Source organism: Desulfovibrio desulfopostgatei, assembly GCF_053570645.1.
In genome coordinates, this window is record NZ_JBRBQS010000002.1 from 1715457 (window position 1) to 1738016 (window position 22560).

A 22560-nucleotide genomic window follows, 5' to 3' on the forward strand; every position below is an offset into this window, starting at 1 on the left:
AATTCTGGCCCAAATTGTGAACACGAACTTCTAAATCATAACACGAAGAGTAGTAGTACAAAAAAAATAAATATGCCACTACCACCCCTTGCGCCATACCTCCCAATCCAAACCAGCTCGGGCTATTCGAAAATTATATTTTTTTATACTTAAAAATAAGAGTGTTAATGTATTAAAAATAAATTGATAGCGATAAACACTATATCTTACTTATTATTACCCAGCTATCTACTATCACTAACGGACTAACCAAATGCGAAACAGAAAACTATAACTATTTAAAATATAATAATATATTCAATTTACATTAAATTATTTAATACTAACAGCAACTTGATTGATACTCTCTCAACAACGTTATTGTCTTTTGCTTTAATTATGCTACTACAAACGTTAAATCCTTTTGAAATATCGCAATACAGTTATTACATGCAATTATTAGCTTGCTATATAGATGCCATAGAACGCAAGCGCATCACCCGCAAATTGAGTAAGACAACCGTTTTAAGGAGGAAGCCACCATGCTTGCCGATCTCAAGATTGCCCGAAAACTCAGTCTTCTGCTCGTATTGCCCATGGCGACTTTTCTCTTCGTTGTTTCTGCGGAAAACATTCAACGCTGGAAGACGATAGACCACCTTAAAGCCATAGAACGCTCGCTGGTTGTCAGCCTCTCTGCTGGTGAACTTATCCACGAGCTGCAAAAAGAGCGTGGTTACACGGCTGGATTCCTGGGCAGCAAGGGCAAAAGGTTTTCTTCCGAACTGGCGGAACAGACAGATAAATCCAATTCAGCCTATAAAAACTTTACTGCTGTACTTGCTGGCGCGGATAGTCTGGAAAATGACTCTCTTGCCAGAATATTTGCTGCATCCACCCAAAACTTTACAGACCTTTCTACAACCAGAAACGCTGCCAGGGACGCCCGCATTGATGCCCTTCAGGCCATTGCAGCGTACAATATCAGTATCAATGAACTGATCGCTGCGATTTCTGAACTGAACGCCCGCGCCGACCTTGCCTTCACATCAATCATTCAGCTTTTGCACGGCAAGGAGATTGCCGGGCAGGAGCGTGCCACGCTCAACGCCGCCTTTTCTGCCGGAACCTTCAGCAAACAGCTCTACCGCGACTGGCTCTACAGGGTCAGCTCACAAAACACCTATCTGAGTTCGTTTGCGGAACTGGGCGGCAAGGCGGCGCTAAACCTGCTGCAAAGCAAAATGCAATCTGTTGATGAAGAAGTGACGCGATTCCGCGATACTGCCTACGCCAACCTTGAAAAATCCAGCCTGGAGGCTGATCCGCAGCAATGGTTTGCAGCGTCCACGCGCCGCATCGACAAGCTGATGGAAGTGGAAAAAGCTTGGGGAGATCAATTGCTTGGAAACGCTCGCGAAGAAGTGCGTCTGGCCCAGAGGAGCCTCTTGATCGCTGTTTCTGCCGCGCTTCTGGTGGCCTTTTTCACCATTCTGCTGGGTTGGAGAATCTGCATCACTATTGGAAGGCCAGTGCGCAGCACCCTGCGCTACGCCCAAGGCATCACCCACGGGGATTTTGATTCGGTTCTGACAGTCAAACAGAATGACGAGATCGGCGGCCTTGCCGATGTGCTGCGCGAAATGGTCACCCGCCTGAAAGAACAGATTCAGACGGCCCAACAACAGCATGCCCTTGCTGATGAACGCGGCAACCTGGCGGAACAGTGCAGAATAACAGCCGAGCAGGCAGAGAAAGAAGCAAATACAAGAGCCAGCACCCTTGCAACGGCTGTAGACAAAATTCACGGCGTTGTGGAATCGCTTAATCTCGCCCTCAACAACCTTGAGGAACAGGTGCGCATTTCTACGCAAGGCGCAACCAGCCAGTCCAACAGGCTTGATACCACAACCAGCGCCATGCAGGAAATGAGCACCACTGTCATTGAAGTTGCAAAAAATGCTGCGGATGCCGCCCAAACGGCAGATAATTCACACACCAAGGCAAGCGAAGGCTCCACAGTTGTTGAAAATGTCATCTCTGCAATCGCTCAGGTGCAAGAGCAGTCCAACAAGATGAAGGTCGATATGGGCCTGCTCGGTCAGCAGGCCGAGGGCATTGGGCAAGTCCTGGATGTCATCAGTGATATTGCCGACCAGACCAACCTTTTGGCGCTCAATGCTGCCATTGAGGCTGCGCGCGCAGGCGATGCAGGCCGGGGTTTTGCCGTGGTTGCGGACGAAGTGCGCAAGCTGGCCGAAAAAACCATGACAGCGACCAAGGAGGTGGGAGAAGCCATCCATGCGGTTCAGGGCGGAACACGCAAACATATCTCGCATGTGGAGCAGTCCGCTGCAACCATTGAGCAGGTCACGGTTCTGGCCCGGCAGTCTGGCGAAGCATTGCAGGCTCTTGTGCAACTGGCAAACGCCTCTACCATTCAGGCCCAATCCATCGCCACAGCTTCCGAAGAACAGTCCGCCTCCAGCGAAACCATCCACAGCAGCCTTGAAGATATCAATCAGCTTGCCCTTAACACCGCAAACGCCATGGATCAGGCGACCTCAGTTCTCAACGAACTGCGCACGCAGACCGACATTCTGGTCGGCGTTATGGCGGATTTAAAAAGTACCGGCATCAAGAAATCTGTTTTGATGTAAGGAGGTCAGCCAGGGTACATTTGAAATCTTGTACTTTCAACAGTATACAGGCGCAAGGAGTACTGATATCTATTAACTGTGTCGTTTATCCATCAACCACCCTGCAACCATGTTCTTCTCGAGGTACTTATGGCTCATCTCGAAACTACTGAACAAGCCTTGCGTAATCGTGGTGTCAGCCGTCGAGATTTCATGAAATTCTGTGCGCTCACAGCCGTTGCCATGGGCCTTGGCCCCGGAGCGGATCTGGCAATCGCACAGGCATTGTCAACCAAACCGCGTGTCCCCGTGCTCTGGATTAACGGTCTTTCCTGTTCTTGCTGCACTGAATCGTTTTTGCGCACAGCCCACCCGCTGGCGACAGACATTGTGCTCTCGATGATCACAATGGACTATCAGGACACCATCATGGCCGCCGCTGGCGATCAGGCCAATGCCGCCTATGAAGAGGCCATCAAGAAGTACAAGGGGCAGTATATTCTTGCTGTTGAAGGCAACGTGCCGCTCAACGGCCAGGGCATGTACTGCATTGATGCTGGCAAGCCCTTCTACGAAAAGCTCAAGGAAGGCGTGGAGCATGCCAAGGCCCTTGTGGCCTGGGGAACCTGCGCCTCATGGGGCTGCGTGCAGGCGGCTCACCCCAACCCCACGGGCGCTACCCCGCTGCACAAGCTCTTTCCCAACAAACCGCAGATCAAGGTTCCCGGCTGCCCGGCCATCCCTGAGGTCATGAGTTCAATCCTGACCTACATTATCACTTACGACCGCCTTCCCACCCTCGATTCGCAGGGCAGGCCGGAAATGTTTTACGGCAAGCGCGTGCACGACCACTGCTACCGCAGGGCCCATTTTGACGCGGGTGAATATGTGGAATCGTGGGACGATGCGGGCGCGCGCGCTGGCCTGTGCCTGTACAAGATGGGCTGCAAAGGCCCCACCACCTACAACGCCTGCCCTTCCACACGCTGGAACAACGGTGTCTCCTTTCCCATTCAGTCCGGGCATGGCTGCATAGGCTGCTCGGAACAGAACTTTTGGGATCAGGGCTCGTTTTATGACCGCATCACCACCATTCCGCATCTCGGCACCAACGCAACGGCTGAAACCGTGGGCGTTGCCGCTGTGGCGGGCGTGGCCGCGGGTGTTGCCGTGCACGGCGTTGCCAGTATGGTGCGCCACGCAGGTAGCAAGAACACCAAGAACTCCTCCGACACCGACTCCAAAAACTGAGGAAATACCCCATGGCATACGAATACACTACATCTCAGGGTTATGCCGTTAAGGACTCGGGCCGCCGCGTGGTTGTAGACCCCGTTACCCGTATTGAAGGGCACCTGCGTTGCGAGGTGAACCTTGACGACAGCAACGTCATCACCAATGCGGTTTCGTGCGGCACCATTTTCAGAGGTATTGAAATCATCCTCAAAGGCCGCGACCCGCGCGACGCCTGGGCCTTTGTTGAACGCATCTGCGGCGTTTGCACGGGTACGCATGCCCTTTCCTCCGTGCATGCGGTGGAGGATGCGCTTGGCATAGAAATACCAGACAACGCCAATATTATCCGCAATATCATGCACCTGTGCCTCATGTACCATGACCATCTGGTGCATCTGTACCATCTTGCGGGCCTTGACTGGGTGGACGTTGTGTCTGCCGCCAAGGCTGATCCCAAGGCAACGTCGGAGCTTTCGCACAAGCTCACCCCCTGGCCCAATTCCTCGCCGGGCTACTTCAAATCCATCAAGGATCGCCTCAACCGCGTGATTGAATCGGGCCAACTGGGCATTTTCACCAACGGCTACTGGGGGCACCCTGCCTACAAGCTGCCGCCCGAAGCCAACCTGCTGGTGGTGGCCCATTATCTGGAAGCCCTGGATTTCCAGAAAGACATGGTGCAGATCCACACCATCTTTGGCGGCAAAAATCCGCACCCCAACTGGCTGGTGGGCGGCGTGCCCTGCTCGTTGAACCTCGACGCGCACGGCGCTGCCGACGTTATCAATCAGGAACGTCTGGAACTGGTGTTGCAACTTATTGAGCGTTGCCGTGATTTTGCCCAACAGGTTGTCATACCCGACACCCTTGCGCTGGCGGCCTTCTATAAAGACTGGCTGAACATAGGCGGCGGGCTTTCCAAGCTTTCCGTGCTTGCTTACGGCGCTATCCCCGACATCGCCAATGACTACTCTGAAAAAAGCCTGCTGCTGCCCCCTGGGGCCATCATCAACGGCAACTTCAACGAAGTGCTGCCCGTTGACCTGCGCAATCCTGACGAAATTCAGGAAAGCGTGTCCCACTCCTGGTACAAGCCCTACCCCGGCGGCAAAACCGGTCTGCACCCCTTTGACGGCATGACCGAACCCAACTACGCCCCCGGCCCCAATATCAAGGGCACGCCCACTGACCTCAAGCAGGTGGACGAGCGCGACAGGTATTCGTGGATCAAAACCCCGCTCTGGCGTGGGCATCAGATGGAAGTGGGCCCCCTGGCGCGCCTGCTGGTGGGCTATGCCAGGAAGGACACCGAGATCAAGGGCCTCATTGATGAATTCCTTGGTCAGGCCAAGGCGCCGGTTTCTGTGCTGCAATCCACCCTTGGCCGCATTGCGGCCCGCTCGCTGGAACTGGCATGGTCTGCCGACAAAATGCGCTACTTCTACGACAAGCTTGTGGCCAACCTCAAAAACGGCAACCGCGCAACAGCCAACACCAAGCTGTGGAAGCCTGAAAGCTGGCCCACCGGCACCCTGCGCGGCGTTGGCTTTACGGAAGCTCCGCGCGGCGCTCTCGGGCACTGGGTCACCATCAAGGACAGGAAGATCGAGAACTACCAGTGCGTTGTTCCCACCACCTGGAACGGTGCGCCCCGCAGCCCCGATGGACAGCTCAGCGCCTACGAGGCCTCGCTCATGGGTACCAAGATGGCGGTTCCCAACCAGCCCCTTGAAATCCTGCGCACCCTGCACAGCTTTGACCCCTGCCTGGCCTGCTCCACGCACATCATCGGGCCGGACGGATCAGAGCTCATATCGGTGCGGACAGACAACTGCTTCTAGCGTTCGGGCAATCCGAGACGCGGAATACAAGCCTTCCGCCGGGAGAACGTCATGAGCGAACAACATCTGCTGCCGCAACTGCCTATGGGCAAGAGCATATACGTTTATCAACTGCCCATACGCATCTGGCATTGGGTTATGGTTGCCTGTGTCATTGTGCTTATTGTCACTGGCTACATTATCGGCAAACCCTGGCTTTCCGTCACTGGTGAGCCGTACGAAACCTTTTACATGGGCTACACCCGTATGGCCCACTTTATTGCGGGCTTTGTGCTGATCATTTCAACAGTGCTGCGTTACATATATGGCCTTGTGTGGGGCAACCGCTATTCTCGCGAGCTTATCATAGTGCCGGTGTGGAGCAAGGACTGGTGGAACGACCTGTGGCAGGACGTGCGCTGGTACCTGTTCCTGAACAAGGAATGCGCCGCGCATGTGGGGCATAACCCGCTGGCGCAGCTGGGCATGGGCACGGGCATGATCTTCATGCTTGTCATCATGCTTACGGGCCTTGGCATGTACGCGCAGGACAGCCACGTGCCGTTTATCCACTTCTTCACCTTTGTGCAGGACTGGATAAACAACTGGTTTGGCGGCAACGGGCAAATGACCCGCAGCTTGCACCGATTGGGCATGCTGCTGCTCATTACCTTTGTGACCGTGCACCTGTACATGGTCATACGCGAAGAAATCATGGGCAAGACCACCCTGGTTTCGTCCATGTTCAGCGGATTCCGCGAACGCCGCAAGCCATAACCTGAGGTAGCCTGAGAGTAGCGTGAGGCGGCCCATCCGGGCCGCCAAACAGACATAACAAAACACGCCAGCGTGGTTGCGCCGCCAAAGGCGGCACTACTGCCGCAAAGGTGCACGGAAATCTCATGGAACAGATCGTCATTCTTGGTCTTGGCAATATTCTGTACGGCGATGAAGGCTTTGGCGTACTTTTGGCGCAACGGCTTTACGCCCATTGGGATTTTCCTGAAAACGTGGAAGTCGTGGACGGCGGCACCCAGGGGCAGACCTTGCTGACCTTTGTGGAAAGGGCCGACAAACTGCTGGTGCTGGATGCGGTTGATTTTGGGCTGGAACCGGGCGAGCTGGTGCTGCGCGACAACGTGCCGGCATACCTGACAGCGCAAAAAATCGGCCCGCACCAGAACAGCTTTTCGGAAGTGATGGGCCTTGCCGCCCTGCGCGGCACAGCCCCGGAGCACTGCGCCCTCATTGGCGTGCAACCGGCGGCCATGACGCTGGCAGCTCCTCTGTCCACTCCGGTCAGCGAAAGTTTTGAAGCAGCCCAAAGCATGGCGCTGGATGTACTGCGGCAATGGGGCATTGACCCTCAGTTGCGGGCGCAGCCGCGCCACCTTTCCGCAGCGGTGCTCGACAGTCTTGTTCAGGGTTGCGTGTAGGGCACCCAAAAAACAGCAAGGTCGAGGGGCAGCGAGCATGCAACAAAAGGCTTGCCTGACTGCAAGGCAAAACGTGCCCTGACAAATCTGTAGCAACCTGTTCTTATCAACCAGAAGACACGCGGGCAAAATTAACGCAAGCCCGCGTGTCTTTTATTTTTTACCTGCAAGGGGTATGGTCTGCGCCATCACAAATGCGGAGGACATATGGCCCGGATCAACATATATACGCAGCAGATCACGGTTGGGCAGGATGATATCGACATGCAGCACCGCGTCAGCAACCTGCGCTATGTGGCCTGGATGCAGGATGTGGCTGTTGCGCATTCCGCCGTTTGCGGCTGGCCTATGGAGCGTTACGAGAGCCTTGGCCAGGGCTGGGTGGTGCGCCAGCACACCATCACTTACAAGCGCCCGGCCTTTCTGGGTGACGTGATTACCGCCGCCACATGGATTGCATCCTACGCTTCGCGCCGCAGCCTGCGCCGCTATGCCTTCTGGAATGCAAAGGAAAAAGCTCTCCTTGCCGAGGCGGAAACCCAGTGGGTCTTCATTGATATGACCAGCGGCAAACCTGTCAGTGTGCCGGACGAGCTGCAGGATTCTTTTCCCATAGTAGACGAAGACGCGCCGGGCGTTTTCCGGCGCTTGTGCGTGTAGCCTTCCCATAAATACAGCAAAAGGCCGTGGAGTTTCGAACTCCACGGCCTTTTTGTTGAGTCGTAATCAGCTTATTTAAAGAGTTCCTTTTCCTGCACCTTGCGGTCAATGCGGTCTTCAACCTCCACGCCCTTAGGCGCGGTAAAGGTGAAGTCAGATTCTTTCAGCGAGGTGTCGGGCTTGAACTGCGTAAAGCGCACGTCGTTGGAATTGCCGTAAAAGTCAATGATGCTGGCCCTGCGGATATAGCCGGTGGAAGGCTCGACCCACAAAAGCGCCTCAACCATCTGCGGGGCTGGTTCCTTGGGGTAAAGGTGCAGCTTGGCGAGGCCGTTTTCCTGCCCGGCTTCCTTGACGTCAAAATCCTTGGTCAGCGCGGCTTGCCCGGTGATGACCTGAATGATGGTGCGCGAATCGCGCACAAGTTCCAGAGGGTAGCGGTAGGCAATTTCTTCATCCGCAAGATAATCCCAAATTTCCTTATGCGTGACCACAAGGGTTTCTTCATGGGGTTTATCTGTCTGCCAGCGGATGAGCAGGGGCTTCTGGAACAGCAGGTTGCCCTGCCGTTTCTCCACCGAGCCGCTTTCCTTGTGGGTCAGCGTTTGCTCAAACGTGGCGGAAAACGTGCGCAGCTTTTCATACCGCGCCTGGATGGTCGCCGCTATATCCGCAGCCTGCGCGGCAGAAGCCACAAGAAGAACAAGCCCGGCTGCCAGGGCCAGCATGCCATTTATGCGCATAACACCTCCACGGCATAAGCCGCCAGTTGTGCTGTTTGATTTATTTGACCACAGCGCGCGGCTTGCTGCCGTCTGCCGGGCCGATGATACCGTCGTGCTCGAGCTGTTCAACCAGACGCGCGGCGCGGTTAAAACCGATCTTGAAGCGGCGCTGCACCAGCGATATGGATGCGCGCCCCTGCTCGCTCACAAAGGCCTGCACCTCGCCGTACAGGGGATCCTGCGCGGCATCGCCGCCACCGCCGCTACCGCCGCCGCTCACAGAGTCCAGCCCCCACTGGGCAAAGTCCACCTTGTAGGAGGGGCTGAGCTGCCGCTTCCAGTAGGCCACTACGCCCTGCACTTCTTCATCGCTGAGGAAGGGGCCGTGCAGACGCTGCAAGCGCCCCCCGCTGGGCTTGAAGAGCATGTCGCCACGACCAAGCAGATGCTCCGCACCCACCTGGTCAAGGATGGTGCGCGAATCGTGCTTGGACGTAACCTGAAAGGATATGCGGCACGGAAAGTTCGCCTTGATAAGCCCTGTCACCACGTCCACACTGGGGCGCTGGGTGGCAAGGATCATGTGAATACCGGCGGCGCGGGCCAACTGCGCAAGGCGTACAATGCTGGTTTCCACCTCGCGGGCGGCGGTCATCATGAGGTCTGCCAGTTCGTCAATAACAATGACAAGATAAGGCAGAGGTTCAAGGTCGGCAAAATCCGGGGGCAGATCATTCTTGCAGGCGGCCAGCTTCTGATTGAATCCGGCCACATTGCGCACGCCAAGGCGCGCCATTGCTTCGTAACGGCGATCCATCTCGTGCACGGCCCAGTCAAGGGCGTTTTTGGCCTCGTTCATTTCCGTGACCACAGGATGCACCAGATGCGGTTCATCCGCATACACGGCCATTTCAATGCGCTTGGGGTCAACCAGCAGCAACTGCATATCCTTGGGCTGGGTGCGGTACAGCAGGCTGATAAGAATGCCGTTAAGGCAGACGCTCTTGCCCGCGCCCGTAGCGCCAGCCACAAGCAGATGCGGCATACGCGTGAGATCGGCCATGATGGGCTTGCCCGAAATGTCCTTGCCAAGAATCATGGTCAGAGGGCCACAACCCTTGCGGAAAGGCTCAGAAGCGGCAAGTTCCCTGAAGTTCACGGTTTCGCGGTTGTCGTTGGGTATTTCAATACCCACCGTGTCCGTACCGGGAATGGGTGCCTGGATGCGCACGGCAACGGCCTTGAGGGCCAGCGCCAGGTCATCGCTGAGGTTGGCGATGCGGCTCACACGGATGCCGGGGGCCGGGCGCACCTCATACATGGTGACCACAGGCCCAGGCGTGACATGCACAAGCTCGCTCTGGATGTCAAAATCCTTGAGGCAGGCAATAAGGGCCTTGCCACGTGCCTCGCGGTCTTCTTTATTGTTGTTGCCCGGCACTTTGACAGGCGGGGCCAACAGTTCAAGCCCCGGCAGCGGAATAGCGGCCTTGCGGCCTGTCATGCCAGAAAGCAGCCCGGTCAGACCGCCCTGCTTTTTGGGAGCTTCGGCAGCAGTGGCGGCAGCACTTGCAGCCTTGCCGCCAGCATTCGGGGCAGAAGCGGCAGGCGAAGCAGCATGCACCGTGTCATCCTGAGCCAAATCATGGGCCGCATCATGCGCAGGATCATGGGCCGGGGCAGTGCCCCCCCCCTCGTCAGCATAGGCCGCGCCAGCAGAAACAGCGGGTGAAATGGGCATGCCGTTGATGTCTACCGCCACGGCAAAGGGATCATCAGCATCCACTTGTGCTGCCGGGCGGGGTGCCGCTGGCTCATTTGCCTGCGGTCGGGCCGCTTTGGTCTTTTGTTCTTCAAAAACATCTGGCAGCGAGTCAGCCGTGGGCTGAATATTGCCAAGGCGGTCGCGCCAGCGCTTCCAGAATTCCATGGACGGCAGGCGCAGATCAAGCAGCGACCAACGCCGCTTGCCGTCTTCGCTTTCCGGTTGGCTTTCTGCAACAACAGGCCCGGTTGCGTTGCCCGCACGGGCGGCAAGCCGCGCCTGCGCCCAGTGCAGCACACGCGCCGCCACATTGAACCATGAGATATTGCCCGCGAGCTGCATGCCCACAAGCGCCACAAATATCCACACCAGGGCAGAACCGCCCGGGCTCAGATATCGGCTGGCATTGAGGTGCAGGGCATTGCCCACCATGCCGCCGCCCCACATGTCGCCAAGGGTGATATCCGAGGCGGAACCTATGACAAGCAGGCAGACGGTGAGCAAAAAGAAGCCAAGCCAGCGCGACCAGTGCAGACTGTACGAAGGAGAAACGTAGGCCGCCCCCAGCGCACCGAAAACCAGTGGGCAGAGATAGGCGGCCACGCCAAACACATCGTTAAGAAAACCCGCAGTGTACGCGCCGAAAAGACCAGCCTTGTTCTTTACCTTGACAACACCGCTGACCACATGGTTAAGGCTGGGGTCGTTGGCGTCAAAACTGAGCAGGCTGAGCAAAAGCAACAGCGCCCAGAAGATAAGAAAAAGGCCAAGAAGCTCGCGGCTGAATTTATGGGCGTCCGTAGGGCTACCCTCCCGAACCGGTCATCATTCCCGGCCCAGGTATTCCTTGGTGCGCGTGTCAACCTTGATGCGATCGCCTTCGTTGACAAAAATGGGCACCTGAACCGAAATACCGGTTTCAAGCTTGGCAGCCTTGGTGACGTTGCTGACAGTGTCACCCTTGGCGCCGGGCTCGGTTTCAACAACCGCAAGCACGAGGCTCAGCGGGATGTCGATATCAAGGGGGCTGCCCTTGTACAGCAGCACGCGGCATTCCTGACCGTCCTTGAGAAAGCCTTCCTTGCCATCAGTGGTGGTGATGTGCATCTGGAGCTGTTCGTAGGTGGTCATATCCATGAAGATAAGGTCGTCGTCCTGACGATACAGAAACTGCATGTCGCGGGTTTCCAGATCGGGCTTGTTGACCTTTTCGCCGGAACGGAAGGTTATATCCTGCATGCGGCCAGTAAGGATGTTGCGCAGCTTGGTACGAACCATAGCGCCACCCTTGCCGGGCTTGAAATGCTGAAAATCAACGATTTCGTAAGGGGTGCCTTCGACTTCGATCTTCAGACCCTTGCGAAAGTCTGTGGTAGAATACATTTGTCCTCCTAACATGTCGCCGCAAAATGGCGCAAACGGGCGTAAGGCCGATCATTTGCCAACTGCGGCAAGAGCGGCTACCTTAATACGGAAGTTGGCTGAAAATGTCAGCCCTGAATTGAAAATATTTGCTGAAAGATGCTTGCTTGTCAAGACACAAAGTTAAAGTATTACATGAGGTTTACTATGAATCCCGTTCTTACTCTTGAAACTACAGCCTATACTCTTGAGCAGCTCATATCACTGCCCGAGGCGCAGATAGCCCTTGCGGGGCGCTCCAATGTGGGTAAATCGTCGCTTATCAACGCGCTGGCTGGCCGCAAAAAACTGGCAAAAGTCAGCTCCACCCCCGGCAAAACCCGCTCGGTGAATTATTACCGCGTGACACCCCATGACTTTTATCTCGTTGACCTGCCGGGCTACGGCTATGCCCGCGCAAGCCATACAGAACGCGAAAAATGGGCGCGCCTGCTTGAACGGTATCTTGTGGAATGCGCAAGCCTCAAGGCCTTGGCCCTGCTGCTCGACAGCCGCCTTGAACCCCAGAAGCTCGACAAAAATCTGGCTTCCTTTGCCCGTACCAACGGCCTGAATATTGTGCCCGTGCTGACCAAGGCAGACAAGTGCAGCCAGCGTGAGCGCGCTAACCGCCAGAATGAATGGCAGGAGCTGCTCGGCACCCGCCCCATCGTCACGTCTTCCAGCAACCGTTACGGCATTGATAACCTCTGGCGCGCGCTCGTTGAAACAGCGGTTCCCCAGCGCGTTACTCCCGACACGCTCAATGCCGCTGACGCGGAAGCTGAGTCACAGAGCGGCACTACTCCTGAGCAGGAGCCGCAGGAGCAGGCTTAAAGCCAGAATTGGTCACAGCAGGAATATCTGTCGGCTCCGCTTTTTTCAAAGCCCGCGTACAGAGCGGAATCTCCCCAAAAGCAAAAGGATTACGGCGCTGATCACAACAGCGCCGTAATCAGGGCTAATACCGGACCCAGCTGCACTCAAACGGACTGTGCGCAGCGAGTTTTAAATCCGCATGCCGCCAAGTACGCTAAGGCTGTTATGCCGCTGGGGTATTTGACACAACCGCCGGTTCCATGTGGATGCTCAGACGCCCCAGTTGAGGCACAGCGGCACGAATGCGCTTTTCAAGGCGCGTGCAGACGTTGTGCGCCTCTTCCACAGACAGCCCCACACTCACATTACAGTGGAATGAAATGCAGACCCCCTGCTCCGGCAGCACATAGGTAGAAAACTTGTGCGGCATGGCCGCCAGAGGCTCATTTTCCACCGCGGCCTTGATTTCACGCCAGGCCATCTCTGAAAAAGGCACAGAAACCGAAGCGCCCGGCTCCAGCGCAGCGCTTGGGGCCTTGGGTTCCATGTGGCTGACAATTTCAACACCCGGCAAGGCCTCCCGCAGCGTGTCCTCAAAAGCCTTGACCCGCGCGTACGCCCGGTCAAAGGGCATCTGTCCCGGCAGTTCAACGTGCAGCTCAATATGGCAGGTGCTGTCAGCGCTCAAGATATGCACGTCATGAACCGCAAGGCCATGCTCAGATGCGGCAACCTGCACCAGGGCAAAGGGGTTGTTTTCATCAATGCGGCACGATTTGCGGGGTTCAACGTGCACGGTCACGTCCGCACCGGGCAGAACGCCTGCAACGGCTTCCTCAGCCTCATGCGCGAGGCGGTGCCCATCGCTGACCTTCAAGCCCGGCGCTACGCCCACAGTCAAATCCACAAAACTCTGGGGCCCACTGGTGCGCACACGCACCCGTCTGACCTCGGAAATGCCCGCGATCTTTCGCACGGCTACCACAATGGCTTCGCTCGCCTGTGATGAAGCAGAATCCATCAGCATATTCACGGCATCCGAGGCCATATGCATGCTCGCCCGAAAAATAATCGCAGCCACTAGCAGGGCCGCCACCGTATCTGCCTGCGCAAGCACGCGGCTTATGGGCGCAGGCAGTTGCAGGGCCTGCGCAAGCCATACAGCCAGCACGCCCACAAGCACCACGGCAGAAGAAAGAATATCTGTGGAAAAATGCAGGGCATCAGCCTCAAGAGCCTGACTGTTGAAATTTTTGGCAACCCGCCGCAAAACGCGTACCCGGTTGATGTCAACAGCCATGGAAATAGCCATGACGCCAACACCCCAGAGCGAAGGCACAACAGGGCTTGAGCCTGAAGCAAGACGCTGAACGCCCTCATAGACAACCCACGCGCAGGTGGCAAACAAAAGCACCGTCTGTGCAAGGGCCGAGAGGTTCTCGGCCTTGCCATGCCCGTAAGGATGCCGAGAATCAGCAGGCTTGGCTGAAATTCTCACCGCAGCAAGGGTGAGCGCTGCCGCCAGCAGATCAAGCCCACTGTGCAAGGCTTCAGACAATATGCCAAGGCTGTTGGTATACAAGCCGACCGCAAGCTTGATGCTGGTAAGCCCCAATGCCGCGAGCAGCGACAACATGGCTGCGCGACTTTTTTCGCTGGCGCCGTTATCCATAACGTTCATAGTACGTTTCCTACAGAAGGATTAATATACGGAATTTGCAGAGGTTGGCGCGCGAAAGGCGCTGATTGCAAGCGTAGTCAGAAAAGTGCAGGGAGTTATGTGACACAAACCGGCTGTTTTTTGCAAAACAGCCGGTTTGTATTAATCTGACAACCTTCAGGAATAACCGTTACGGATTGTTACAGCCAGGTAAACCACCGCTTCCAGCTGCCTTCACGCTTTTCGCGAACTTCCTGCGACTGAGCCTCACGGTAATTGTGATAGGCAGCGAGGCTCTTTTCCTTGGCATGATCGGCAACTTCAGGCACATCCTTGAAGTTTTTCATAATGTATTCATAACGATGCCAGGCCGGGCCGTACTTTTTCATGTGCCAGAACACGTCGGCAATATACAGTTCGTGTTCTGCCATGAGCTGACGGCACGTGCGCATGTGTTCTTCCGCGCTCTTGGAATACGGCGAGTCGGGGAAGGTCTGGCGCAAGCGGTCAAAGTAGTCGTAAGCTTCCTTGAGTTCTGTGGTGGCCCTGTCGATGGAGCGGAACTGCTTCATGAGCGACATGCCTGTCTGGTACAGAACATAGGGGATAGCTTCGTGGCGAGGATGCAGCGACTCGAAATCCTTGTAGGTTTCGGCAGCAAGCTCATATTCCTCGTCAAGGAAGTAGGCATCTGCAAGCGACAGTTCCGCATCAACCGTGTACGGGCTGAAGGGATACGTATCGCGAAGTTTGTTGTACAGCTCCACGGCGCGCACGTAGTTTTTCTCACTCATGGCGTCGTTGGCGGCTTCAAAAACCTCCTGGGCGGTGTCTTCCGCCGGCGGCAGATAGATCATATCAATGATGCCGCAACCGGAAACCGCAAACATGCTTATGACAAGCAAAATGGAGCGAAGCAGTTTTTTATGCATGGAGCTGTTCCAAAAATACAAACGCCGCCTGCGCGGCAGTTGCGCCGTCACCGGCGGCAGTGATTACCTGACGACAAAGTTTGGAGCGAATATCACCGGCGGCAAAAACGCCCGGAATGCTGGTACGCATTTCCGTATCGGTGATAATGAAACCTTGTGCGTCACGTACGACCTCTGCGGGCAAAAAGCCGGTGGAGGGTTCATATCCCACGTAGACGAAAAGCCCGTCTACGGGCAAATGGCGTTCCTCTCCGGTCTTCAGTTCCTTAACCGTCAGACCTGTCAGCTCGTTTTCACCGTGCAAACGGCTCACAACGCTGCTGCGCAGGATCTCGATCTTGTCGCCATAGGCGTCAAGCTTATCCTGATAAATCTTGTGCCCGCGGAATTCATCGCGGCGATGGATAAGATAGAGCTTTCCCACAATCTTTGCAAGATAAAGCGACTCTTCCAACGCCGAATTACCACCGCCTACAACCGCCACGGTCTGATTGCGAAAGAAATTGCCGTCGCAGATGGCGCAATAGGAAACGCCATGGCCGCGCAGCCGATCTTCGCCCTCAAGCCCAAGCGGCTTGTGGTGCGCTCCGGAACAGACAATGACCGTCTTGCCGATGTAATCCACGCCGCCAGCGCGCACAGCAAAACGCCCAGCCGAACCGGTTACGGATTCAACAGAGGCAGCTTTCCGGTCAACATCAAGGCCGGCCAGGTGCGCTTCAAAAAGATCCGCTAGCTCGTAACCCTTGATGCCCTTGGGAAAACCGGGATAGTTTTCCATGGCCTCAGTTTGCAGAATCTGACCCCCCGCTGCCAGTTGCTCGGGCATAAGCACCGAGCAACCGGAGCGGGCCAGATACATTGCTGCCGTAATGCCAGCGGGGCCGCTGCCTATGACTACGGCATCATATTCTTTCATGCCAGAGCCTTTGTATCGATAAGGTCTTTCAGGGCAGCCTTGGTCACAGCACCTGTGATCTGCTCTACCGTTTCACCCTTTTTGAAAAGGACAAGAGTCGGGATAGCGCGGATGCCAAACTTGGTGGGCGTGGCCGGATTTTCGTCCACGTTCATTTTTACGACACGCACCTTGCCGTCATACTCAGTGGCCAGTTCGTCAATGATGGGGCCAACAGCGCGGCAAGGACCGCACCAGGGAGCCCAAAAATCGAGCAGAACCGGAAGATCGGACTTGAGCACAACGCTTTCAAAGGTGGCGTCAGTGACCTGTTCAGCCATAACTATCTCCTTACGTTGCTTTGTATCGCTCCACGGCCACTATTGGCCTGTGACGCGAACAGAAGCGCATTTAAAGTGTATGCTTCTGTATTGACTAAGAGTAGATACCAATGTGCTCTCTGTCAAGACAATCTCTTGTTTTGCAGGGTCTCTTGACACTTTCAGCACAAGCTGCACAACATGTCATCGGGTATGATTTTGCCGCGGGGTATGGTCTCCATACGCAGATCATGGCTGAAACCCCTTGCGCCCAAGAGCCAGCCAGCATGGGCAATCATTGCAGCATTATCGGTACACAACAGGGGGCCGGGAATATAAGCCTGGCCTCCCCTGCCTTGCATGAGCTGTTCAATTCGCTCACGCAGCAGTGAATTGCAGGCAACCCCACCCGCCATCAGCAGTGTTGTAACACCGGGGTTGCGGTCAAGCGCCCGAGCCATCTTGGCGCACAAGGTATCCACAACAGCCAGGTTGAATGAAGCGCAATAATCCTTGAGCGCTTGCGGCGCATGGGCAATGTCTGTAAGCGGACGAGGCCATTCCTGCCCCGCCAACTGATGCGCGGCAAGCCCGGTGGCGGCTGTTTTGAGGCCGCTGAAGCTGAAATCCAGATTGTCATTATCAAGATAAGGCCGGGGAAACATGGCTGGAGTGGCGTGCCCTGCCCTGGCCAGAGCATCCATAAGCTTGCCGCCAGGATAAGCCAGACCCAGAAATTTGCCAACCTTGTCAAACGCTTCACCAGCAGCGTCATCAAGGGTGCGCCCAAGGAGGCGGCAATCCCAGGGCGATTCAAGCCTGTAGATGTGCGTATGCCCGCCCGACACCAGCAGACCAAGGGCCGGAAAGTGCAATTCCTGCTCCAGCCCTACTGCCAGAAGGTGCGCATGCAGATGGTTAACCCCAAGAAAGGGTTTGCCAAGACCAAGGGCCAAGCCTTTGGCAAAGGCAACGCCCACCAGCAGACTGCCAAGCAACCCTGGGCCACGCGCCGCTGCCACAAGATCAATATCAGAATTGGTCTTGCCGCTGCGCCGCATCAGTTCGTCAAACAGCGCGCCCACAAAGCGGTAATGCTCGCGCGATGCCAGTTCCGGCACCACACCGCCAAACAGGGCATGCACATCGGCTTGGCTTGCAAGCACGGCATCCACAAGCCGCCCGTCTTCAACCAGCGCCAATGCGGTTTCGTCGCAAGAACTTTCAATTCCCAAACACAACATGCGGTTCGCCATTTACGGTCAGAGGCCGGTACAACAAGGCAGCCGCCGCAAACACGCGGGGGCTGGCGCAAAAGCTATCTGCCCGCGTGACGGGCGTAGATTTTTTCCACAGCCTCAACATCCAGCTTCGAGCCGATGTACAGGGGTGTGCGCGCATGGAGCTTGTCCGGCACCCTCTCAAGTATGCGGCCATGCCCGTCGCTCGCCTTGCCGCCAGCCTGTTCTGCAAGAAAAGCCAGAGGGTTGGCCTCGCACATCAGACGCAACTTGCCATTGGGCTTGTTGGCATCGGGCGGGTACATGTAGATACCGCCGTTGATGAGCGTGCGGTGAAAGTCGGCCACCAGCGCGCCAACATAACGCGAAGAATAGGGCTTGCCGTCCGAAGTTTCGCAACCGTGGAACCAGTTGACGGCATCACGGGCTGGCGCATCCCATTTTTTCCAGTTGCCTTCGTTGACCGAATAAATATGGCCCTGCTCGGGAATGCGCATATCAGGGTGAGACAGCAAAAATTCGCCCACACCAGGATCAAGAGTAAAACCGTGCACGCCCTGCCCTGTGCTGAGAACCAGCATTGTGGAAGGGCCATACAGAATATACCCAGCTGCTACCTGCTTGATGCCGGGTTGCAGCACTTCATCCAGCGTAACCTCGCCGGTATGGCCTTCGGGCCTGCGCAGAATGGAAAATATGGTGCCGACATTGATGTTCACATCAATATTTGTCGAGCCGTCAAGAGGATCAAATATAAGTATATAGTCTCCGCGCGGAAAATCCTTGCTCACGCGTACAAGTTCAGCTTCTTCTTCCGACCCCATTGCGCAGAGAGCGCCGCAACGCTCCATGCGATACAGCAGGATGCGGTTGGCGATGGAATCCATCTTCTGCACATCTTCACCCTGCACATTCACTTCGCCCGTGCCGCCGAGAATATCAAGCAGGCCAGCCTTGGCGATACGACGGGAAATGCTTTTTCCCGAAAGGATCAGGTCGTACAGAAGACCAGTAAACTGGCCCGTTGCCTGGGGGCTACGCTTTTGATGCAGCAGCAGGTGTTCCGTAACCGTGATGTCAGCCATTGGGGGCTCCTTACAACATCCAGAAAATTGAGAGGAACAATTGAGCCTTTACACCTGAAAAGGAAAAAACGCCAAGTTAGCAAAAAAACTTTACGAATCTTCCGCCGCAACAAAATTGCATGGCAATACTGCTTGCCAGCATGCGGACTTTTCAGGTTGCACATCTTCCAAAATACTTGCGCCGCCTCGGGGCGGCGCAAGTTTAATCCAGAATGCGTCAGTTCCGTGGCCCGAAGGGGCTTGGCCGCCCACCCGGCAGTGCCGCTGGCTCTTCGCCAGCCGGGGCTGCGGAATCTGGCTTGGCTGTTGCCGGGGCAGCAGCTGGCGCCGCAGCCGGGGCGTCGGTCTTGCCGCTGCCTACGCTACCGGTGTCGGCAGGCTTTGCAGCGTCATCGCCGTCCTTGGGGCCAAAGGGGCTGGGACGACCGCCAGGCAAGGTTGCGGCATCTTCATCAGGCGCTATGCCAAGGCCGACAGGCGGCTTTTCCTTGCTCTTGGGTGCAGACTCGCGGGGTGCGCGGTCAACAGAGGTATTTTCACCTGCAAGCTGACGTTCCTGCACCTTGCGGCGTTCGGCATTTTTACGCTTGAGCAGCATGCTGTCCTTGCTGCCGGGCTGAATGTCCGCCCCGCCAGCAGGCTTGGCAGAAGGCTGATCAGCAGTGGCGGTGGCCTGTTCAGGCGTAACGTCCACGTTCAGGCCTTCCTCAAAGCGGTTTTTATTCTTGCGCACTTCGTGAGGCGGCGGGGTAAGTTTGGGGCGATCCTTGGGGAAGAACGCGAGCCCCTGCTCCACACTGCCATTGCCCTGCGGGAAATTGCCCGACTCGGCCACGGCAAAGATCAGAGGCACATTACCCAGGAAGCGCACGTTATAATAGAAGGTGCCGTTCACGTTGGTGCAGGTGCCGGAAGTGCTCTTGGCGGTCACTTCGTCCCAGTTCACGCCAGCAAGCGGGGTCGAGGCGAAATCATACTTTCCGGGCCAGAGCAAAGCCTGGGGCGAAAGAATGACCACGTCCTGCGGCGTCTGGGAGTATTGCATGAGCGAACGCATGTCGAAGTTGGCAACAACAACACCGAGGAATTCCGTTCCGTCATAGAGCGGAGAAGCAAGCAGAACTTCAGGCCCAAAGGACGAATTCTGCACATCGGCGCGCAGGGCGCGCGTGCTCTGCTTTTTGTCTTCATAAAGCAGCGGAATGAAATCCAGCGGCTTCATGGGATTGGCAGGTTCCTGACCCAAAATGGTGCCGTCGTACTTCACCCCGGCAAAACCACTGACCCAGGGAAAGGAGGTAAGGAAGGAAGAAAGCCACTCGCGCGTCGGCGGTTTATCGGCATTGAGCATGGTCCGCTCAAGACGGGTCAGCTCTACGTCAATACCCATCATGCTGTGCGTGAGGGAAAGCGCCTGGGGCGAAAGATTGCCCTTTTCTTCAAAATCCACGGTGGCCGGGGGGCTCACATAGGTGTTCCACAACGACTTTGTGGATTTCCAGACGTTCTTGGTGGGCTGGTATGAACTGCAACCCGTTACAAGAGATGCAGCAAATGCCAGCAAAAAGAAATAACGCACATATGATTTCAACACAGTGTTCTCCCTCATTAACTGTGCGCCCTGGCTTCGACACGTTCAGCCAAAGCTTCAAGCATGCTTATCAGCTTGTCCTTGCCGCTGGCATGTTCTGCCGTTGCAGCGGGTTGGACAGGATCTACCGTCTGGGCGTTGCCCAGTCGCGCAGTCAACGTAGTAATGCGCTGACGCAAATCAGCGCTTTCTTCCGGATGTACCGCTGCGGCAGCAAGCTCATGGTAAATATCAAGTGCGCCCTTGATGTCACCCTGTTCTGCCAGCACTTCGGCCATAGAGCGGGTACGCAGCGAAAAACGCTCCTCCCCTTCATCTGCATCGTCTACAACAACTGCTTCGGACTGCGTGACCGGGGCAGCATATGCGGCATACGCATCTGCTCCGCGAGCCAGCATGGAAGGAGTGCCGTCTTCCAATTCTGCTGGCAGCGCCTCATCGTCCGCCATGGCAAGATCAGGATCAAAATCAATGGGTTCGTGAGCGTCAACGTCATCAATGTGAACATCAGCATCAAGCTGGGCATCCGCGTCATGCGTGGAGGTTGCCAGGACGGGAGCGGCAACGAGTTGCTCAGCCGCTTCTGCCACGGGCGCTGCGTCCCCAGTTACCGCCGGGCGTGCAGGCGTTGAAGCTGCTGCAAATGTCGCCTCATGTACGGACGGGCCAGCAGCAGGGCTAGCGGCCTCGGAACGCGCCTGCGAACTGGCCTCAGCGCCAGCAGCGGCTCCAGCTCCAGACAGGGAGGCCAGCCCCTGGTTGATGACTTCGTGCAATGATACCGGACCCTTTGAAAAATTGAGGGCCAGAAAACGCAGCACGGCAGCAGTATCAGGCGCATCGCCAGCAGCATTGATGCAGGCGGCCCATGCCTGCCAAAAGCCTGCATAGGTAGAAAACATTTTTGTCAGCCTGCCCACCTGCTTTTCGCAGGCTTCGAGCCGATTGGCGGTGTGCAGCAGCTCTATGAGAAAAAGCCTGGCTTCAAGAAATTCCTCGTGCCGGGCAAGCCCCTGCTCCAGAATTTCAACGGCTTCATCCGTACGACCAGCTTCGGAAAGCAGACGTGCCAGAGGAAAAAAGACCTTGGAATTGGGCTCAAGCTCCAGGACTTCTTTATACCATTCAATTTTTTCCGTCATGGTTTCTGCTCCCGCCCCGTTTTCGCCATATCGCCAAAAAGATAGAGCACCTCATTATCGCGAATATAGTGGAGGCGCTGACGAATGACTTTTTCCATATACTGGCTGTCGGACTGCAAAAGGCGAATTTCACGGCTCAGAGAGAGGTTTTCCGCATCAAGGCCTGCAATCTGCTTTTCAAGTTCGGCGTACTGGTGCTTGAGTTCACGGTATTCAATAAGGCCAGTGGGCCCCCAGACCATGCGGGCAAAAAACACCACATTGACCAGGCCCAGCACAACCAGAATGAAGGTACGCCAAAACATTATTGCAGCAGCCGTTGAGGTTGAGAACCGTTACCCGCTGAAAGACGCAGTTCGGCCAAAAAGGTGGCCGTGGCTTTTTCAAGCCGCGTAACGTCTTCTTCCGCAAGGTTCATCTGGTCTACCTGATGCAGATAATCCTTGAGGGTGTTCAGTTCCTGATCAAAGTGACGGCCCCAGACCCCGGCGCGCATGTCGGGCTCCAGCTCCAGAATGGTCTGGATGCAGTTTTTCAGGCGGATCTGCAACGTACTCATGCGTTGTTCCCGTTAGCCTGCCTGTTTACGCGTATTGCGGTAAAAATCATAGCAATAGTTGGCCCCTGAAACAACGGCCAGCACCAGCGCTATATAGAGCAGCACAAGGCCAAGCAACCGCAGATCCATACCCCATAAAGGATAATGCAGGGCAAGGGGCACAATGGCAAAAATCTGGAGCACGGTCTTGGCCTTGCCGAACTTGTCGGCGGCAAGCACGATGCCCTCGTCAATGGCAATGGCGCGCAGGCCTGTGACCACAAGCTCGCGGCATACAATAATGATAACCACCCAGGCGGGCGCCCAGTCCAGCTTCACAAACATGATCAGCACCGAGCAGATCAGTACTTTGTCGGCCAGCGGGTCCAAAAACTTGCCCATGCTGGTAACCATATTGGAGCGGCGGGCAATATAACCGTCAGCCCAGTCGGTAAGGGAGGCAAAAATAAAGGCCAGAGTAGCCAAAATGCAGGTCATCGGGCCTTCAAAATAGAGCAGCAAAACAACCAGAGGGGTCATTAAAATGCGTAACAGTGTAATTTTATTAGCAAGATTAAGCATTCTTCCTCTCAGGCGCTCCGTGCGAATTTTTTAAAGCGTTACCACAAAAGAACACGGGAGAAAAGGAGAAAAAAGCTCCCCCGGCGACCGT

21 protein-coding genes are annotated in these 22560 nt (G+C 55.9%); 7 read left to right on the forward strand and 14 right to left on the reverse strand.

Annotation, left to right across the window (positions count from 1 at the left end; all coding sequences use genetic code 11):
* The first annotated feature begins 521 nt into the window (after positions 1–521).
* The 6 genes from ACUZ9Q_RS07585 to ACUZ9Q_RS07610 all read left to right on the forward strand — a co-directional run bounded on the left by ACUZ9Q_RS07585 (position 522) and on the right by ACUZ9Q_RS07610 (position 7770).
* Complete coding sequence (locus ACUZ9Q_RS07585) at positions 522–2639, forward strand: methyl-accepting chemotaxis protein (protein ID WP_192111846.1); 2118 nt, start codon at positions 522–524, stop codon at positions 2637–2639.
* 129 nt (positions 2640–2768) lie between these two features.
* A complete protein-coding gene (locus tag ACUZ9Q_RS07590; protein ID WP_297144392.1) occupies positions 2769–3869 on the forward strand; it encodes a hydrogenase small subunit in 1101 nt (366 codons plus the stop codon).
* A gap of 11 nt (positions 3870–3880) precedes the next feature.
* Positions 3881–5695, forward strand: coding sequence for a nickel-dependent hydrogenase large subunit (locus ACUZ9Q_RS07595; RefSeq protein ID WP_192111848.1), 1815 nt, complete (start codon positions 3881–3883; stop codon positions 5693–5695).
* Between the two features lie 51 nt (positions 5696–5746).
* Positions 5747–6451: a Ni/Fe-hydrogenase, b-type cytochrome subunit gene (gene cybH / locus ACUZ9Q_RS07600; protein WP_192111849.1), complete on the forward strand. Its 705-nt coding sequence runs from the start codon at positions 5747–5749 to the stop codon at positions 6449–6451.
* Between the two features lie 125 nt (positions 6452–6576).
* Entirely contained in the window at positions 6577–7110 is a 534-nt protein-coding gene (hybD, locus tag ACUZ9Q_RS07605; protein ID WP_022658733.1) for a HyaD/HybD family hydrogenase maturation endopeptidase, read from the forward strand.
* A 207-nt stretch (positions 7111–7317) separates the two neighbouring features.
* Positions 7318–7770, forward strand: coding sequence for an acyl-CoA thioesterase (locus ACUZ9Q_RS07610; protein WP_225529808.1), 453 nt, complete (start codon positions 7318–7320; stop codon positions 7768–7770).
* 71 nt (positions 7771–7841) lie between these two features.
* Here ACUZ9Q_RS07610 and lolA read toward each other — a convergent pair whose 3' ends face one another.
* The 3 genes from lolA to efp form a co-directional block, all read right to left on the reverse strand.
* Positions 7842–8513 carry an outer membrane lipoprotein chaperone LolA gene (gene lolA / locus ACUZ9Q_RS07615; RefSeq protein ID WP_192111850.1) on the reverse strand — a complete coding sequence of 224 codons (672 nt, stop codon included), beginning with the start codon at positions 8511–8513 and terminating at the stop codon, positions 7842–7844.
* Positions 8514–8553: 40 nt separating this feature from the next.
* On the reverse strand, positions 8554–10995 hold the full coding sequence (locus ACUZ9Q_RS07620; protein WP_252209447.1) for a DNA translocase FtsK: 2442 nt from the start codon (positions 10993–10995) through the stop codon (positions 8554–8556).
* Positions 10996–11085: 90 nt separating this feature from the next.
* Positions 11086–11643, reverse strand: a complete 558-nt coding sequence (gene efp / locus ACUZ9Q_RS07625; protein WP_022658729.1) for an elongation factor P — start codon at positions 11641–11643, stop codon at positions 11086–11088.
* A gap of 186 nt (positions 11644–11829) precedes the next feature.
* On the opposite strand from efp, the gene yihA reads away from it, so the two are divergent.
* Complete coding sequence (gene yihA, locus ACUZ9Q_RS07630; RefSeq protein WP_192111851.1) at positions 11830–12498, forward strand: ribosome biogenesis GTP-binding protein YihA/YsxC; 669 nt, start codon at positions 11830–11832, stop codon at positions 12496–12498.
* Positions 12499–12703: 205 nt separating this feature from the next.
* On the opposite strand, the gene ACUZ9Q_RS07635 is transcribed toward yihA, so the two are convergent.
* The 11 genes from ACUZ9Q_RS07635 to pgsA all read right to left on the reverse strand — a co-directional run bounded on the left by ACUZ9Q_RS07635 (position 12704) and on the right by pgsA (position 22469).
* Entirely contained in the window at positions 12704–14161 is a 1458-nt protein-coding gene (locus tag ACUZ9Q_RS07635; RefSeq protein ID WP_449247644.1) for a cation diffusion facilitator family transporter, read from the reverse strand.
* A 179-nt stretch (positions 14162–14340) separates the two neighbouring features.
* Positions 14341–15072 (reverse strand): outer membrane protein assembly factor BamD, encoded by a 732-nt coding sequence (locus ACUZ9Q_RS07640; protein ID WP_192111853.1) that lies wholly within the window; start codon positions 15070–15072, stop codon positions 14341–14343.
* Entirely contained in the window at positions 15065–15991 is a 927-nt protein-coding gene (gene trxB, locus ACUZ9Q_RS07645; protein ID WP_449247645.1) for a thioredoxin-disulfide reductase, read from the reverse strand. The genes ACUZ9Q_RS07640 and trxB overlap by 8 nt, the downstream gene beginning before the upstream one ends.
* Positions 15988–16311, reverse strand: coding sequence for a thioredoxin (trxA, locus tag ACUZ9Q_RS07650; RefSeq protein WP_192111854.1), 324 nt, complete (start codon positions 16309–16311; stop codon positions 15988–15990). Before trxA ends, trxB begins: the two co-directional genes overlap by 4 nt.
* Positions 16312–16472: 161 nt before the next feature.
* Positions 16473–17534 (reverse strand): tRNA (adenosine(37)-N6)-threonylcarbamoyltransferase complex transferase subunit TsaD, encoded by a 1062-nt coding sequence (gene tsaD, locus ACUZ9Q_RS07655; protein ID WP_192111855.1) that lies wholly within the window; start codon positions 17532–17534, stop codon positions 16473–16475.
* 74 nt (positions 17535–17608) lie between these two features.
* Positions 17609–18616, reverse strand: coding sequence for a class 1 fructose-bisphosphatase (gene fbp, locus ACUZ9Q_RS07660; protein ID WP_192111856.1), 1008 nt, complete (start codon positions 18614–18616; stop codon positions 17609–17611).
* Positions 18617–18833: 217 nt separating this feature from the next.
* A complete protein-coding gene (locus ACUZ9Q_RS07665; RefSeq protein WP_449247646.1) occupies positions 18834–20210 on the reverse strand; it encodes a hypothetical protein in 1377 nt (458 codons plus the stop codon).
* 14 nt (positions 20211–20224) lie between these two features.
* The gene (locus tag ACUZ9Q_RS07670) at positions 20225–21349 is read right to left on the reverse strand and encodes a tetratricopeptide repeat protein (RefSeq protein ID WP_192111858.1); all 1125 of its coding nucleotides are present in this window, start codon (positions 21347–21349) and stop codon (positions 20225–20227) included.
* Complete coding sequence (locus ACUZ9Q_RS07675) at positions 21346–21654, reverse strand: FtsB family cell division protein (protein WP_225529809.1); 309 nt, start codon at positions 21652–21654, stop codon at positions 21346–21348. Before ACUZ9Q_RS07675 ends, ACUZ9Q_RS07670 begins: the two co-directional genes overlap by 4 nt.
* Positions 21654–21908, reverse strand: a complete 255-nt coding sequence (locus tag ACUZ9Q_RS07680; RefSeq protein WP_022658717.1) for a hypothetical protein — start codon at positions 21906–21908, stop codon at positions 21654–21656. The genes ACUZ9Q_RS07675 and ACUZ9Q_RS07680 overlap by 1 nt, the downstream gene beginning before the upstream one ends.
* Positions 21909–21920: 12 nt before the next feature.
* The gene (pgsA, locus tag ACUZ9Q_RS07685; protein ID WP_192111859.1) at positions 21921–22469 is read right to left on the reverse strand and encodes a CDP-diacylglycerol--glycerol-3-phosphate 3-phosphatidyltransferase; all 549 of its coding nucleotides are present in this window, start codon (positions 22467–22469) and stop codon (positions 21921–21923) included.
* Positions 22470–22560: the final 91 nt, after the last annotated feature.